The sequence below is a fragment of the Paenibacillus silviterrae genome (assembly GCF_030167925.1).
GTDB lineage: Bacteria > Bacillota > Bacilli > Paenibacillales > NBRC-103111 > Paenibacillus_G > Paenibacillus_G silviterrae.
The window spans coordinates 2,846,595-2,860,300 of sequence record NZ_JASKUT010000001.1 but is presented as its reverse complement, the minus strand read 5'-3'; the positions used below and the strand labels follow the sequence as shown (position 1 = coordinate 2,860,300).

Here is a 13,706-nt window from a genome sequence, read left to right as displayed (position 1 = left end):
GAAACGGGACCGTATTGCAATTTTCCTAGAGCCACCGGAGGAAATTTGTGGTAAACTAACCCTAACGTTGTTTAGGGGAGTCGTGAGGTTGTGTTTCAGGAGTCGAAGCCGAAGCTCTTTATCGGATCAGCCAGAGAATCGAAAAAATATGCAGCAGCCATCCATCGGGAACTTCGGCGCTGCGCGGAGGTAACCCCTTGGTATGCGGGGGTATTCGGCCCGAACCGGTCCACCATGGAGGATTTGGAGGAGCAGCTGGATCAAAGCGATTTCGGCGTATTCGTCTTTTCTCCGGATGATGTGGTCACAATGAGAGGCAAGCGGATGCTCGTTCCGAGGGACAACACCGTTTTTGAGATGGGACTTTTCTGGGGGAAGCTTAGAAGAGAGAGGGTCTTCTTCATTGTTCCCGAGGCGTCAGGCGCAAGCTTCGATGGGAAGGAACTGACGGACTTTCATATCCCGTCCGATCTGCACGGGCTGACCCTGCTGACGTACGAGGTGCGACCGGAACAATATGATGCTGCTGTAAGCATAGCGTGCGATACCATCAGCGAGAAGATCGAGAGCCTGCGGTGTTATCAGCATCCGCAGCAGGCTTCGATGATGCATTTCCTGATTGATTTTACCAAGGAGATGCTCAGGGAGCCCGAGAGGAAGTACGAATTTCTTGCGGATGCCATCCGGATCGCTTACGATACGTCGAAGACGGGACACAAGGTAACCGGTGCAGCCATCTGGAAGGTGGATGGGGCTGACGGTCTCAGGCAGGTTGGCGGTAATATCGGACGCAACAAGTTTTACCCCTTTACCGTCAACGACGGGAAGCAGGAGGGGGAGCCGCGGGTACTCGTGGTGGATGCTTATTTAACGAGCACACAGCAGGTTGTCCTGTATAAAAAGCATGTTGCCAACGTATATTTACTATGTTATCCTGTGGGTGAAGAGCTAGTCATTACGATCCATTTGTCTGGCAGGCATGCTACGGCTGCAGAGCTGGGGAAGCTAATGGATAGCAACGAAGGTTTGCTCAGCACAATTCATTATCTGTTTGGAGGCGAATCCACATGAACAGGAAGGGAACTGGAATTGGCATACATGGTTTTGGTAAGCTGATTGTTCAAGGCGCAGCCAGAATCGGTGAGGAATCGGTGCTTGAGAATGATAAGGTGATCGCTCCTTCGTTAGAAGGCGGAGATCAGGAATACACCGTCGTATTGAAGCGGAAGGCCCAGTATCGTAAGCCGGCTTTCGCATAGTTTATATAGGTATAAGGAGCCGCGGACATTTCGTCTGCGGTTTTTTTTGTCGTTATCGTAAAAAAAGGGGGGCTCACGGTCGCCCCTGATTCTCAAATTGCGAATAGTGGGGGGGCAGGGGCTGGCTTTTCGTGCACAGTGGCTTGGTTAGTCGCAAAAGCGCGATTGCATGAGACTTGAGGAGCCAGATTCGTGAGTGTAGTGGCAAATTTGCGATTAGTGGGGGGCAGGGGCTGGTTTTTCGTGCTCAGTGGCTTGGTTAATCGCAAATATGCGATTGGATGAGCCTTGAGGGGCCAGATTCGCGAGTGTAGTGGCAAATGTGCGATTAGTGGGGGGCAGGGGCTGGTTTTCCGTGCTCAAGGCTTGGCGAATCGCAAATGTGCGATTACATGAGCCTTGGGGAGCTAGATACGCGAGTGCAATGGCAAATGTGCGATTAAAGGGGAGCGAGGACTTCGCTGCATAGTACCTAAGCTAGCGGGTATGCGGAACGCATGCTGCGAGGGAAGGAACCGTTTCGGGTGGCTGCTCATACAGAACGGTTTCCAGCTGTGCCTCCCTTAAAGTAAGTTCCGGACACGCCTTTAGAAATTTTACAAATATTCTGACAATTGTTTACGTAAGCTTAACATTCAGCTGTTACACTATAATCAGATACAGAATATGGGAGGCGATAACAATGGTATGGCTCTTCTGGGGAATGGTTGGGTACATCGTCCTGTCTGTCGTCATCACTTCGCTGTCCGCTCCGGCTTCTCGCAAAAAACGAAGACGCAGCAGCTCCAGCGACGGTTATGTTTCTTCCGGGGATACGGCGGGTGGCTGGAGCTCCGGCAGCTGCGATACGAGCTCGGCCGGTAGCGACAGCAGCTGTGGAGGAGGCGGTGACGGCGGTGGGGGTGGCGGGGATTAAGGCTGCAGCTGTAAAAAAGACCGTCCCACCGGCTTGGGAAAAGCAGAGCCGATGAAACGGTCTTTTTTCACTGGCCGGTTATCTGCTCCTTGCTTGCAGAACGCTAATCCTACGCAGCTGCCGGAGGGTGAGCGGACGGGTATATTGGTTCCCCCGGCCATTGACTCGCTTGACTTGGCCAACCCCACCCGGACGGGCAACCCGCATGCCAAACGCCTGCATGAACCATTCAACAGGGTAAGCGATGGAGGTACGGCCATCCGAAGTCCCGGCAAAGTTAATGGCGGCCGCATAGTTGTCGCTCCTCCGGAGCCATACCGAGCCGGAGTCTCCCGGTTGAGATACGGGATTGCTTCCGCGAATCACCGTGACATTGTCGAACTGGATTGTGCCAAGGCCCCCGAAATCGCCGTAGTCTACACGCACATCGGTGTTAACGGACTCCACCCATCCGTTAACGTAACCCGAGGTGCGCCCGACCTTCTTCAGGCGCTCTCCGATGCGGTAGGCCGTTACGTGCCCGGGAACGATGCCGACCCTCGCATACTGCGGGGTGAGAAGACTGCTCCGCAGTGGTACGGATAGCGCTCCGTCGATCAGATTCCCGCTGCGGCGAAGCTGGACGAACCGGTCCAGTCTGCCGATGCGGTCGCGGCTGGAGGGTGAGTCAGCCCCGCCGGGCTGGTACGTGGCGGAGTATCCGGTGCTGTTATTCAGATTCAGCACATGATTGTTGCTCAGAGCGTAGAGACGGCTCGACCCGACGCGCCTGACGATGAGCCCGGCTGTGCCGGAGCCGCTCGAAGTGCCGATGCTGAAGCCGGCCCTGACTGGCCGGATGCGGCGCGTGTATTGTGCAGCTGAGGCGGATGCGCGCAGACGAAATTTGGGCGTACGGACGAAGCGCATTGGAATCTCCTTGCCTCCCCCAGCCTGAGTGCTCCGAGGCTGCTTCCCCAGCCTAGCGGCGGCACGGCCGGAGGAATAAACGACAAGACAGGCGCCCTCCTTCGGCTTGTTCGGATTTTTATAGCCTACCCCTACACCATACACTCCGGATTGCTTCAACAGCTGCTTTGCCATACGCTTCTTTAAGCGTAACACCTCAGCAAACGTGGCCATGTTCCTATCCCCTTTTTTCATTCGGATAAAACAGTATATTACTTGCGATGAATTATTCCAGTGCATTTCCCCAGAAAAAAGGAAAAACCCCTCTCCGAAGGGAAGAGGGGCATTGCTCAAATTAGCCGATGATGGCGAAGGCGGCATTGCCGGCAGGGATCGTTCTGCGGCGAAAGAAGACACCGTTAGCATCATAGGTCCGGATAACAAGTGTGCGACTAGTCGGAGTAACGATCCGGGAGAAGACTACAACGCCGAAAGAATCAAAACGAGCGGTTTGCAGAATACGGCCGCCCACGGTGCTGATGGTTGCGAAGAACCCTCGGGTATTAAACGGATTGCCTGAAGGGTCCACCCACACGACAGTGAGACGGCGCAGCCGTTGTGTCGGCATGGCAAGGCTGCGATGCTTGGACACGTTCAGCCTGGAGACAGCGCCGGACGTGCTTCTTTTGGGAGGGCGCATAGCTGATCACTCCTTCGGTATATAAATGAAGACTAGGACAGGCTGTGCGGCCTTCACTAGACTTGCTATAGTAAATGCATGCGGAGTTAGGAAGGAACGGGCGGATCCTGCGGTTCAAGCATCCAAATTTGCTGCCGATCACGTGGGCAGGGGAAATGCGACAAGTTTATGAACAACTCTGCCGGAGCTTGGGGAAGTGAAGCGTTCTACGTATAATGGAGGAAGAAACAGGCATTTTTCAAAATGGGGAGGTGACATCATGTGGAAAACGGCGATAGGCCGGCTGCGATGGATCGGCAATGTCGAGGGAATCTCTTATTTATTGCTCTTATTTATAGCGATGCCTCTTAAGTATTGGGCGGACTTCCCTCAAGCGGTCAGCGTGGTCGGTGCGCTGCATGGATTGCTGTTTACGCTATTTCTGGCGGCTTTGCTGCATGCGGCTATTGTGAAGCGTTTCTCGCTTTTGCTTGTGCTCGTAGCCTTCATTTCGGCATTTATTCCCTTCGGTACCTTTATACTGGATAAAAAGCTGCAGGCCCGTTAATACGCATAAATCCCTTCTTCGCAGACTGCCCTGCACAGAAGGGATTTATGACGTTCATCCGTAAAGCTAGTGATGCTTCCTCCACCAATCCCAGAACTTCCTCCACCAATCCTCCAGATCCTCATAAGGAATTTGGGGAAGCGGATGCTGGTGCCAACCGCCGCTAATCGTCGTTTCGAACTGAAGCGGTTCATGACGGAGCACCTTGGGAGAGTCATAGCGCTTTCGTTGGTACATAAGAGCACCTCCTTGGTAGATACATTATGTATCGAAATCATTGTAAAGCATCCGTCAGACAATGGGTGTCGAATAAACGACGGCTTCCGAAAATCGTACGACAGACCTACTTGAAAGGATGGGCTTGCATCTGAGGAAGCTTTTGCATATAATACTTGATAAATTCGAATAACAGCAAAATGCAACGACGGAGAAAAGTACGCAGTGCTTCTACACAGGGAGGAATCGCCGGAGATTGAGAGCGAATCCGTAGAATACAGGCTGCCGAAGTTCGCTCCTGAGCAGTCCTTTGAAACCGGGCCCGTTGAAGGCTCAGGCAAGTAGGGGGAACCGGCCGCGCCGCAAGCAAGCGTCACGGACCGTTACAGCAATGAGTGAGAAGATGCAAGCAGCATATTTGACTGCACAAGCGCTTCTAACAAGGGTGGTACCACGGCTTTTTCGTCCCTTATCCGGGATGGAAGGGCCTTTTTTGCGTTCGTATAATCGTAAACCAAAGGAGCAGAGGAGCCATGAAAGAGAAGCTGTTAGCACTTCAGGAAACGGCGCTGCAGGAGCTTTCGCAGGTAGAAAACCAGCAGCAGCTGAACGATCTCAGAGTCAAGTACTTAGGTAAAAAGGGGCCGCTCACCGAGATTCTGCGGGGCATGGGCGCGCTCAGCGCGGAGGAGCGTCCGGTCATCGGTCAAGTAGCGAACGATGTGCGCGGAGCGATCGAGGAAGTGATCGAAGCGAAGCAGGCCGCGTTCAGCGAAGCGGAAACGCAAGGGCGTTTGCAGGCGGAGACGATTGATGTGACGCTGCCGGGCCGTCCTGCGGCGCAAGGCGCGGTGCACCCGCTCAGCAAGATCATTCAGGAGATCGAGGATATTTTCGTCGGCATGGGATATACGGTGGCGGAAGGACCCGAGGTAGAGCAGGATTACTATAACTTTGAGGCGTTGAACCTGCCGAAGAACCATCCGGCGCGCGATATGCAGGACTCCTTCTATATTACGGAGGAAATTCTGATGCGCACGCACACCTCGCCGGTGCAGGTACGCACGATGGAGAAAATGAAGGGGCACGCTCCGGTCAAAATCATCTGCCCGGGCCGCGTATATCGCCGGGATGATGACGATGCGACGCATTCTCACGTGTTTACGCAAATCGAAGGGCTTGTGATCGACCGCGGCATCCGTATGAGTGACCTGAAGGGAACCCTGCTGCAGTTCATGCAGGAGTTGTTCGGTCCGAACACGCAAATCCGCATGCGTCCGAGCTTCTTCCCGTTCACGGAGCCGAGCGCTGAGGTGGATGTTACCTGCGCGATGTGCGGCGGATCCGGCTGCCGGGTATGCAAGCATTCCGGATGGCTTGAGATTCTGGGCTCCGGTATGGTGCATCCGCGGGTGCTGGAGATGGCCGGCTACGATCCGGAGGAATACAGCGGTTTCGCGTTCGGTCTTGGCGTAGAGCGCATTGCGATGCTGAAGTACGATATCGAGGACATTCGTCATTTCTATACGAACGATCTGCGCTTCTTGAAGCAGTTCGTGCATTTGTGAGAAGAGGGAGCGTGAGCAAAGCATGAAGGTATCATACCAATGGTTGTCTCAATATGTGGACGTAAGCGGGTATACGGCAAGCGAGCTGGCGGAGAAGCTGACCCGCAGCGGGATTGAGGTCGACGGCGTCGAGAACCGGAATAAAGGGGTTACGAGCGTCGTAGTGGGCTATGTGAAATCCAAGGAGAAGCACCCGGATGCCGACAAATTGAACGTTTGTATCGTCGATGCGGGAACAGGGGAAGATCTCCAAATCGTATGCGGTGCGAAAAATGTGGCCGCAGGCCAAAAGGTGCCGGTAGCCTTGGTCGGAGCGAAGCTGCCTGACGGGCTTGTTATCAAGCGGGCGAAGCTGCGCGGCGTTGAATCGATGGGCATGATCTGCTCGGCGAAGGAGCTGGGTCTTAATGACAAGCTGCTGCCGAAGGAGATTCAAGAGGGCATCCTGGTGCTGCCGGAGGGTACGGAGATTGGGCTCAGCATTCTAGACGTGCTGGCGATTAGTGATGAAGTGCTGGATTTGGATCTGACGCCGAACCGTTCGGACGCTCTCAGCATGCTGGGCGCTGCTTACGAGATCGGAGCGATCCTTGGGCGCGGTGTGAAGCTGCCGGAGCCGGGCATTGGCGGATCGGACGGGGCGGGCCGTGCGGCGGACAAAATTTCGGTAGAGATCACGGCAAAGGATTTGTGCTCGCATTATGCTGCACGTCTCATTGAAGGCGTGAAGGTAGGCGTGTCTCCTCTTTGGCTGCAAAACAGGCTGATGGCAGCCGGCATTCGTCCGATCAATAATATCGTAGATATTACGAACTATGTCATGCTGGAGTACGGTCAGCCGCTCCATGCCTTCGACGCCGATCAGCTGGCGAACGGACATATCGACGTGCGCTCGGCCCGGGAAGGGGAGAAGCTGGTCACGCTCGATAATGTAGAACGCACTTTGGACCCTTCGATGCTGCTCATTACCGATGGCGAGAAGCCGGTAGCGATCGCAGGCGTTATGGGCGGTTTGAATTCGGAGGTAACGGACGGCACGACCCGCATCCTGCTGGAGTCGGCGAAGTTCGACGGCGGCTCCGTCCGCAAAACGTCGCGTCAGCTGGGCTTGCGTTCGGAAGCTTCCCTTCGTTTCGAGAAGGAAGTGAACCCGGAGGCGGTGATTCCTGCCTTGAACCGCGCGGCTGCTTTGATTGCTGAGCTGGGTGACGGCGTTGTCGCTGACGGAATCGTCGAAGCGGTAACGAAGGAGCACAAGCCGGTCCAGATCGAGATCACGGCCGGCCGGATTAACGGATATTTGGGTACGTCGCTGTCGGTAGAGGAGATTAAAGGGATTTTTGACCGTTTGGCATTCGTTGTAGAGCCTTTGGAAGGAGACGGCCTGCTCGTGCACGTGCCGAGCCGTCGCGGAGATATTACCCGCACTGTCGATCTGATTGAGGAAGTGGCTCGCCTTCACGGGTATGACAATATCCCGACGACGCTGATGAACGTGGTTACGACGCCGGGCTCCTTGACGAAGCAGCAGCGCATCCGCCGTATCGTACGTACGCTGATGACAGGAAGCGGATTGCACGAAGCCATTACGTATTCGTTCACCCATCCGGATCAAATTGCAGAATACTCCGGTCTTTACCGCGAGGTTGCTCCGGTATCGCTGTCGATGCCGATGAGCGAGGAGCGCAGCACGCTTCGTACCAGCTTGGTTCCTCACCTGCTGGATGCGGCGCTGTACAACCGGAACCGGAACCAGAACGATGTCGCATTGTTCGAGATCGGCCGGGTATTTGTTACTCAGGAGAAGCAGCTCACCAAGCAGCCGGAGGAAAGATTGCTTCTAGCCGCTTTGCTGACGGGCAAACGAAGCGAGCTTCATTGGACGGGCAAGCCGGGTGATGTGGACTTTTATGATCTCAAGGGTGTGCTGGAAAACGTGCTGGCTTACCTCGGCGTGAAGGGTGTCAGCTTTGCCGCAGCCCAGCCGGATGGCTTCCATCCGGGCCGCACGGCCCATATTGTTGCGGACGGCAAGGTGATCGGTGTGATCGGACAATTGCATCCGGCCCTTCAGCAGAAGAAGGATCTTGCCGATACGTACGTATTCGAGCTGGAGTTGGATGTGCTCGCCGAGCTGGCCGACGAGAAGCTTACGTATACCCCGCTGCCTCGTTATCCGGCCATCGGCCGCGATATGGCTGTGGTTGTAGACAAGAGCGTCGCGGTGGGCGAGCTGGTAAGCAAAGCACGCGAGGTGGCAGGCAGTCTGCTCGAATCCATTCAAGTGTTTGATATTTACACAGGCGAGCGTCTCGGCGCAGACAAGAAGAGCGTAGCGATCTCCTTCGTATACCGGACCCTTGAGCGTACGTTGACGGATGAAGAGGTCAGCGAGCTGCATGCGAAAGTGGTGACGGCACTCGAGAACGGTTTCGGCGCCGAGCTGCGGAAATAAAGTTGGCTTGGGCAGGTCTTGTAAATTGACAGAAGTCTACAAATTGTAGAAGGAAAAAGGGTTCCCCGTATCGAATTATGTTAGATGCGGGGAACTCTTTTATGTTTTTTGCCCCGTCGAGTTATGAAAGGGGAGCATCCACAGTGAACGGTGAAGACAAAATCCGGATGACCGTCGACATTTATGGCACCCAGTACAAGCTGGTATCCAATTCCAGCCCTTCCTATATAAAAAACGTTGCAAACTTAGTGAATGATGAAATGCATCGGATAGCCGAGGCGAATCCGCGGCTTGATTTGCCGAAGCTGGCCGTATTGGCTGCGGTCAATATGGCCGACGAATGGACACAGATGCGGACCGAGCTTGAGGCTTCGATCGGCCGGCAGCGTCAGCTGGAGCAGGCGCGTGAGGAGCTTGCCCGGCTGAATGATCGTTACGGCGCACTGCAGCAGGAGCTTGCATCGGCGCAGGAGCTTTACGGCATAGCGGAAGGGGAGCTCGCCGACGTACGCGTAGCGTATGAAGGGGCAACCGCGGAGGCGTCCGATTTGGCGCAGCAGATGGAGCGTCAGGCAGACCGAATCCGCGAGCTGGAGGCGGAGCAGACGGCGGACCGGGAACGAATCGCGGCGCTTGAGCAGGAGGTAGCTCAAGGGATGGGGGCCTTGCAACAGGCGGCGGATGAGCACAGGCTGGCGCTGGAGCATGCGGCTAACGAGCGTACGGCTCTGGAGGAGCGTTTGGATACGCAAGCAGCGGAGGCGCTGGAGCTGCAGGGACGCATCGAGGCATTGGTGACGGCCAAAGGACAGCAGGAGCGCCGGTTGGCCGAGCTAACCGGGGAGCTGGACGGCGTACGGAAGCGCGTTGCAGAGCGGGAGCAGCAGCTTGCTGCGGCGGAGAAACGCGGCCACGATACCGCCGGACGCCTTACGGCTGCCGAGCAGAAGGGCTCCGAGCTTGCGGGGCAGTTGGCTTCAGCGGAGAGCAGAGTAACGGCGATTACCGAACAGCTGGAGGAGCGAGAGCAGGCTTACTTGGAGCTGAGCGAGCAGTTTGACCAGCTGCAGGAGCAGTTTGGCTTGCAGCAGCTGGAGCTGAACGCGCAGGTCGAGCTTGTCGCGGAGCTTCGTACGCAGGCGGAGGCGCGCGAAGTGGTATTCGCTGAGCAGCTGGCTGCGGCGGAAGCACGTAGCCGCGAGGCGCTGGAAGCGGAAGCGGCCCGCGGCGCCGAGCTGCAAAGGCGGCTGAGCGAGCTCGAGCAGGCGCATGCCGAGCAGCTGGCGGAGCAGCTTGAGCAGAAGCGGCAGCTGCAGGTGCAGCTGGGCGAGCAGGCTGAACGCAGCCGTGTGCTGGCGGAGCGCTGCGAGACGCTCGAGCGGGACGGCGCGGAAGCGGCTGCGCGTGCGGAGGCGCAGGCGCGGGAGACCGCCGGGCTCGCGGAGGAGCTCAGCCTGCAGCAGCAGCTGTACGGCGAGCTTGAGGCGGAGCTGCAGCAGCTGCAGGAGCTGAGCGGGCGTACGTCGGCCGAGCAGGCGGCGCAGGTGAGCGAGCTTGAGCGGCAGCTGCGGGCTGCGGCCGAGGAAGCGGCGGCTCGGCGCGAGGAGCAGGCACGCGCTTACGAGGCGGCAGTGGCTGCGCTGGAGGCGGAGCACCGCCGTGCAGCCGAGGAGCAGGCGGCACAGGTGAGCGAGCTTGAGCGGCGGCTGCAGGCTGCGGCCGAGGAAGCGGCGGCTCAGCGCGAAGAGCAGGTCCGCGCTCACGAGGCGGCGCTGGCATCGCTGGAGGCGGAGCACTTCCGTGCAGCCGAGGAGCAGGCGGCCCGCATAGCGGAGCTGGAGCTGCAGCTTGGAGAGCGAGAGCAGCGTCAGCAGCAGCTCGATCAGCAGCTGGCGCAGCAGCAGGCGTACAACCTGCAGCTGCAGGAGCAGCTGAGCCAGTGGCAGCGCCGCAGCGAGGAGCAGGCGGGGCAAGCGGACGAGCTGCGCCTGCGGTTGACGGCGCAGCAGGAGGAGCTCGAGCTGCAGCAGGAACTCTACGACGAGCTGCAGGGGCAGCACGACGAGCTCGAGCGGCAGCTGCGCGGCGAGCAAGCCCGCGGCAGCGAGGCGCTGGCGGCGGCAGAGCAGCAGCACGCTGCGATGGAGCGCCGCGTAGCCGAGCGCGAGGCCGAGCTGGCCGCGCTGCGCGAGCAGCTCGGCGCGGCGCAGGAGGCGGCGAGCGCGCTGCAGCAGCAATGCGCGGCGCTCGAGCAGCGCAGCGGCAGCGCCGAGGCGGAGCGCAGCGCGCTGGAGCGGCGCCTCGCAGCGCAGGAAGCGCGCATGGCGGAGCTGGCCGCGCAGAGCGGCTCGCTGGAGGCGCTGCAGCAGCAGTTCCGCGAGCAGCAGGACGAGCTGGCGCTGCAGGTCGAGCTGTACAACGAGCTGCAGGAGCAGCTCGAAGCGCAGACGCAGCAGCATAAGGCGCTGCAGCTGGAATACTCGCAGCAGCAGGAGCGCGCGGAGGAGGTCTACCGCGAGCTAAGCTCGCTGAAGTCCGAGTATGAGAAGCTGCAGATCGAATATAACGAGTGGATTGAGCTCGTAGAGAAGGAATAACGACCGATGAACGGACTGGATTGGGCCGCCGCGGTTCTCGTGGCGGCGGGCGTTGCCCTTGGTTTTTCACGCGGCTTGGTTGCACAGCTGGTCTCTTTTCTCGGCCTCTTTCTCGGCTATGTGGCGGCATTCATGTTCTACGATGAACTGGCGCCGGTGCTGAAGGAGCTTCTTGGGCTTTCGGAGAGCGAGACTTATAAAAAGTACGAGTTTTTGGCGAAGAACCTTCACCTGGAAACCTATGTGTACAATGCCCTGGCCTTTGCTTTGCTCTTGTTCGGCGTGAAGCTGGCGCTTAGTGTGGCCGGGCGGTTTCTTGATTTGCTGGCAGCCGCTCCGGGACTGAAGCAGCTGAATAAGTGGAGCGGAGCGCTGCTGGGGCTGGTGGAGGCGGCATTGATCGTGATTATTGCCGTGCAAGTCATGACGGTGGTGCCGAATGACACAGCACAGCGGCTATTGAAGGAATCTACGGCGGCACCGTATATTCTCGAACACACGCCCTTGATTTCGAATAAGCTGCAGGAGCTTTGGGAGAAACGGAGCGACGGCAAAACGAAAGTGTGAGATAGCGGGGGCAGTTATAGGAAGGACCCTACGGTGTGGCTTGGCACGTATAATCGCATATCCGCCATTGGAGTAGCCAATTCGCACAGTTTCACCCGGTGCAATCGCAAAAGTGCGATTAAACCGCCTACGAACCCCCGCGCATCACCGAACCCGGTGGAATAATCGCATATTTGCCCTTGCAGGAGCCGTACCGTACACTTTAACCCCGTGCAATCGCAAAAGTGCGATTAAACCGCCTACGGACTCCCGCGAACCACCGAACCCGATGGAATAATCGCATATCCGCCATTGCAGGAACCATTCCGCACACTTTCATCCCCTGCAATCGCAAATGTGCGATTAAATCGCCCTCGGACCCCTGCGCATCACCGAACCCGATGGAATAATCGCATAACAGCCATTGCGGGAACCATTCCGCACAGTTTCACCCCGTGCAATCGCAAATATGCGATAAAATCGCCCTCGGATCCCCGCGCATCACCGAACCCGATGGAATAATCGCATATCCGCCCTTGCAGGAGCCGTACCGCACACTTTAACCCCGTGCAATAGCAAATGTGCGATTAAATCCCCCTCGGATCCCCGCGCATCACCGAACCCGGTGGAATAATCGCATATCCGCCATTGGAGGAGCCGTACCGCACACTTTCATCCCGTGCAATCGCAAAAGTGCGATTAAACCGCCTACGGACCCCCGCGCATCACCGAACCCGATGGAATAATCGCATATCCGCCATTGCAGGAACCATTCCGCACAGTTTCACCCCGTGCAATCGCAAATATGCGATTAAATCCCCCTCGGACCCCCGCGCATCACCGATCCGGTCCCGCTCACGGCCCAACTAGAAAAGGCTAGACATCACATTTCCCCAGTGACGTCCAGCCTTTTTCGTATCCGCTGCCATCCCCTTTGAATAGGTTAGAATAACGACCTTGCCAAGGAGGGCTTTACCCATGTACCGCATTATCATCGATATTTCCGACTTCAAGCTGCATCTGCTACAAAACAACCGCGTCATCCGAAGCTTCAAGGTGGGCATCGGCATGCCGGACAACAAAACTCCCGTAGGGGAGTTTACCATTATAAACAAGGCACCGAATCCCGGCGGCCCCTTCGGCGACTTCTGGATGGGACTGTCGCATCCGCACTATGGCATTCACGGAACGAACAACCCGTCTTCGATCGGCAAAATGTCCTCTCACGGCTGCATCCGCATGCACAATGAGGATGTGAGAGCCTTAGCTGCCATCGTACCGATCGGCACACGAGTAACGATCCGAAACTAAATTCCCGTTGCCGTAATGAGCTGACCTGACATGCCGTGCCCCGGCAGAGCGGCCAATCGAACCAGTGCGGGAACGACCTCTGCCGGATCTTGACCGGTGGCATGCATTTCCGATTTGACCGTGCCCGGGTTGAAGAGGTTAGCCAATACGCCATGCTCGGATTCCTCTTCCGCCGTCGTGCGGGTAAGGGATTCGAGACCGGCCTTGCTGGCGCTATAAGCGGCATAGCCGCCGGCGCCATTGCTTGCGAGGCCGGAGGTAATGTTGATGATGCGACCGTACTTCCGGGCTCTCATGTGCGGCAGCACCTCTCTCGTCGTCAGAAAAGCTCCTGTCAAGTTGATGCCGATTTGAAGATTCCATTCCGCCAGGCCCGTTTCCGCGACAACGCCCGGCTCGAAGACCGCCGCATTGTTTACTAGAATATCGATCTGTCCGAAGGCCTCGACCGCCGATGTCACCAGGCGCCGGACGTCGGCCTCCGAGCTGATATCCGCCTGGATCGCCAGTGCCCTTCCGCCTGCAGCAGTAATCTCCGCTGCAACGGCATCCACCTTACCTTTTCTACGCCCGGCAAGCACGACATTCGCACCCTCCACAGCGAAAGCTAATGCCGCCGCCCGTCCGAGTCCCGTTCCCGCACCGGTGACGATCGCCGTTTTTCCCTGAAGTGTCCCGTTCCCCATCCTGCATAACCCCTTTG

At 57.4% G+C, this 13,706-nt stretch carries 13 protein-coding genes; 9 read left to right on the top strand and 4 right to left on the bottom strand.

Features of this window, described 5'->3' with window-relative positions:
- Nucleotides 1-90: 90 nt before the first annotated feature.
- The 3 genes from QMO62_RS13115 to QMO62_RS13105 all read left to right on the top strand — a co-directional run bounded on the left by QMO62_RS13115 (nt 91) and on the right by QMO62_RS13105 (nt 2,175).
- Entirely contained in the window at nt 91-1,071 is a 981-nt protein-coding gene (locus QMO62_RS13115; protein ID WP_284641452.1) for a TIR domain-containing protein, read from the top strand.
- Nucleotides 1,068-1,259, top strand: coding sequence for a hypothetical protein (locus QMO62_RS13110; RefSeq protein ID WP_284641450.1), 192 nt, complete (start codon nt 1,068-1,070; stop codon nt 1,257-1,259). The genes QMO62_RS13115 and QMO62_RS13110 overlap by 4 nt, the downstream gene beginning before the upstream one ends.
- A gap of 682 nt (nt 1,260-1,941) precedes the next feature.
- A complete protein-coding gene (locus QMO62_RS13105) occupies nt 1,942-2,175 on the top strand; it encodes a hypothetical protein (protein WP_284641447.1) in 234 nt (77 codons plus the stop codon).
- Between the two features lie 78 nt (nt 2,176-2,253).
- Here QMO62_RS13105 and QMO62_RS13100 read toward each other — a convergent pair whose 3' ends face one another.
- Nucleotides 2,254-3,297: a chymotrypsin family serine protease gene (locus tag QMO62_RS13100; protein ID WP_284641444.1), complete on the bottom strand. Its 1,044-nt coding sequence runs from the start codon at nt 3,295-3,297 to the stop codon at nt 2,254-2,256.
- Nucleotides 3,298-3,418: 121 nt separating this feature from the next.
- A complete protein-coding gene (locus QMO62_RS13095) occupies nt 3,419-3,763 on the bottom strand; it encodes a hypothetical protein (protein ID WP_284641442.1) in 345 nt (114 codons plus the stop codon).
- A 259-nt stretch (nt 3,764-4,022) separates the two neighbouring features.
- Between QMO62_RS13095 and QMO62_RS13090 the strand changes: the two genes are divergently transcribed.
- On the top strand, nt 4,023-4,310 hold the full coding sequence (locus QMO62_RS13090; protein WP_284641440.1) for a DUF3817 domain-containing protein: 288 nt from the start codon (nt 4,023-4,025) through the stop codon (nt 4,308-4,310).
- 66 nt (nt 4,311-4,376) lie between these two features.
- Here QMO62_RS13090 and QMO62_RS13085 read toward each other — a convergent pair whose 3' ends face one another.
- Nucleotides 4,377-4,547 (bottom strand): hypothetical protein, encoded by a 171-nt coding sequence (locus QMO62_RS13085; RefSeq protein ID WP_284641438.1) that lies wholly within the window; start codon nt 4,545-4,547, stop codon nt 4,377-4,379.
- A gap of 512 nt (nt 4,548-5,059) precedes the next feature.
- Here QMO62_RS13085 and pheS point away from each other — a divergent pair.
- The 5 genes from pheS (at nt 5,060) to QMO62_RS13060 (ending at nt 13,003) form a co-directional block, all read left to right on the top strand.
- Nucleotides 5,060-6,094, top strand: a complete 1,035-nt coding sequence (pheS, locus tag QMO62_RS13080) for a phenylalanine--tRNA ligase subunit alpha (protein WP_284641436.1) — start codon at nt 5,060-5,062, stop codon at nt 6,092-6,094.
- A gap of 22 nt (nt 6,095-6,116) precedes the next feature.
- Nucleotides 6,117-8,549 carry a phenylalanine--tRNA ligase subunit beta gene (pheT, locus tag QMO62_RS13075; RefSeq protein WP_284641433.1) on the top strand — a complete coding sequence of 811 codons (2,433 nt, stop codon included), beginning with the start codon at nt 6,117-6,119 and terminating at the stop codon, nt 8,547-8,549.
- Nucleotides 8,550-8,692: 143 nt separating this feature from the next.
- Nucleotides 8,693-11,146 carry a cell division protein ZapA gene (zapA, locus tag QMO62_RS13070; protein ID WP_284641431.1) on the top strand — a complete coding sequence of 818 codons (2,454 nt, stop codon included), beginning with the start codon at nt 8,693-8,695 and terminating at the stop codon, nt 11,144-11,146.
- A gap of 6 nt (nt 11,147-11,152) precedes the next feature.
- Nucleotides 11,153-11,713 (top strand): CvpA family protein, encoded by a 561-nt coding sequence (locus QMO62_RS13065; protein WP_284641429.1) that lies wholly within the window; start codon nt 11,153-11,155, stop codon nt 11,711-11,713.
- Nucleotides 11,714-12,670: 957 nt separating this feature from the next.
- On the top strand, nt 12,671-13,003 hold the full coding sequence (locus tag QMO62_RS13060) for a L,D-transpeptidase (RefSeq protein ID WP_284641427.1): 333 nt from the start codon (nt 12,671-12,673) through the stop codon (nt 13,001-13,003).
- On the opposite strand, the gene QMO62_RS13055 is transcribed toward QMO62_RS13060, so the two are convergent.
- A complete protein-coding gene (locus QMO62_RS13055) occupies nt 13,000-13,689 on the bottom strand; it encodes an SDR family NAD(P)-dependent oxidoreductase (protein WP_284641425.1) in 690 nt (229 codons plus the stop codon). The two genes, QMO62_RS13060 and QMO62_RS13055, sit on opposite strands and share 4 nt — an antisense overlap.
- Between the last annotated feature and the right edge of the window lie 17 nt (nt 13,690-13,706).

Coding starts and splice junctions, on each gene's coding strand:
- QMO62_RS13110 (WP_284641450.1), top strand. CDS start 1,068: ATGAACAGGAAGGGAACTGGAATTGGCATACATGGTTTTGGTAAGCTG.
- QMO62_RS13105 (WP_284641447.1), top strand. CDS start 1,942: ATGGTATGGCTCTTCTGGGGAATGGTTGGGTACATCGTCCTGTCTGTC.
- QMO62_RS13100 (WP_284641444.1), bottom strand. CDS start 3,297: ATGGCCACGTTTGCTGAGGTGTTACGCTTAAAGAAGCGTATGGCAAAG.
- QMO62_RS13095 (WP_284641442.1), bottom strand. CDS start 3,763: ATGCGCCCTCCCAAAAGAAGCACGTCCGGCGCTGTCTCCAGGCTGAAC.
- QMO62_RS13090 (WP_284641440.1), top strand. CDS start 4,023: ATGTGGAAAACGGCGATAGGCCGGCTGCGATGGATCGGCAATGTCGAG.
- QMO62_RS13085 (WP_284641438.1), bottom strand. CDS start 4,547: ATGTACCAACGAAAGCGCTATGACTCTCCCAAGGTGCTCCGTCATGAA.
- pheS (WP_284641436.1), top strand. CDS start 5,060: ATGAAAGAGAAGCTGTTAGCACTTCAGGAAACGGCGCTGCAGGAGCTT.
- pheT (WP_284641433.1), top strand. CDS start 6,117: ATGAAGGTATCATACCAATGGTTGTCTCAATATGTGGACGTAAGCGGG.
- QMO62_RS13065 (WP_284641429.1), top strand. CDS start 11,153: ATGAACGGACTGGATTGGGCCGCCGCGGTTCTCGTGGCGGCGGGCGTT.
- QMO62_RS13060 (WP_284641427.1), top strand. CDS start 12,671: ATGTACCGCATTATCATCGATATTTCCGACTTCAAGCTGCATCTGCTA.
- QMO62_RS13055 (WP_284641425.1), bottom strand. CDS start 13,689: ATGGGGAACGGGACACTTCAGGGAAAAACGGCGATCGTCACCGGTGCG.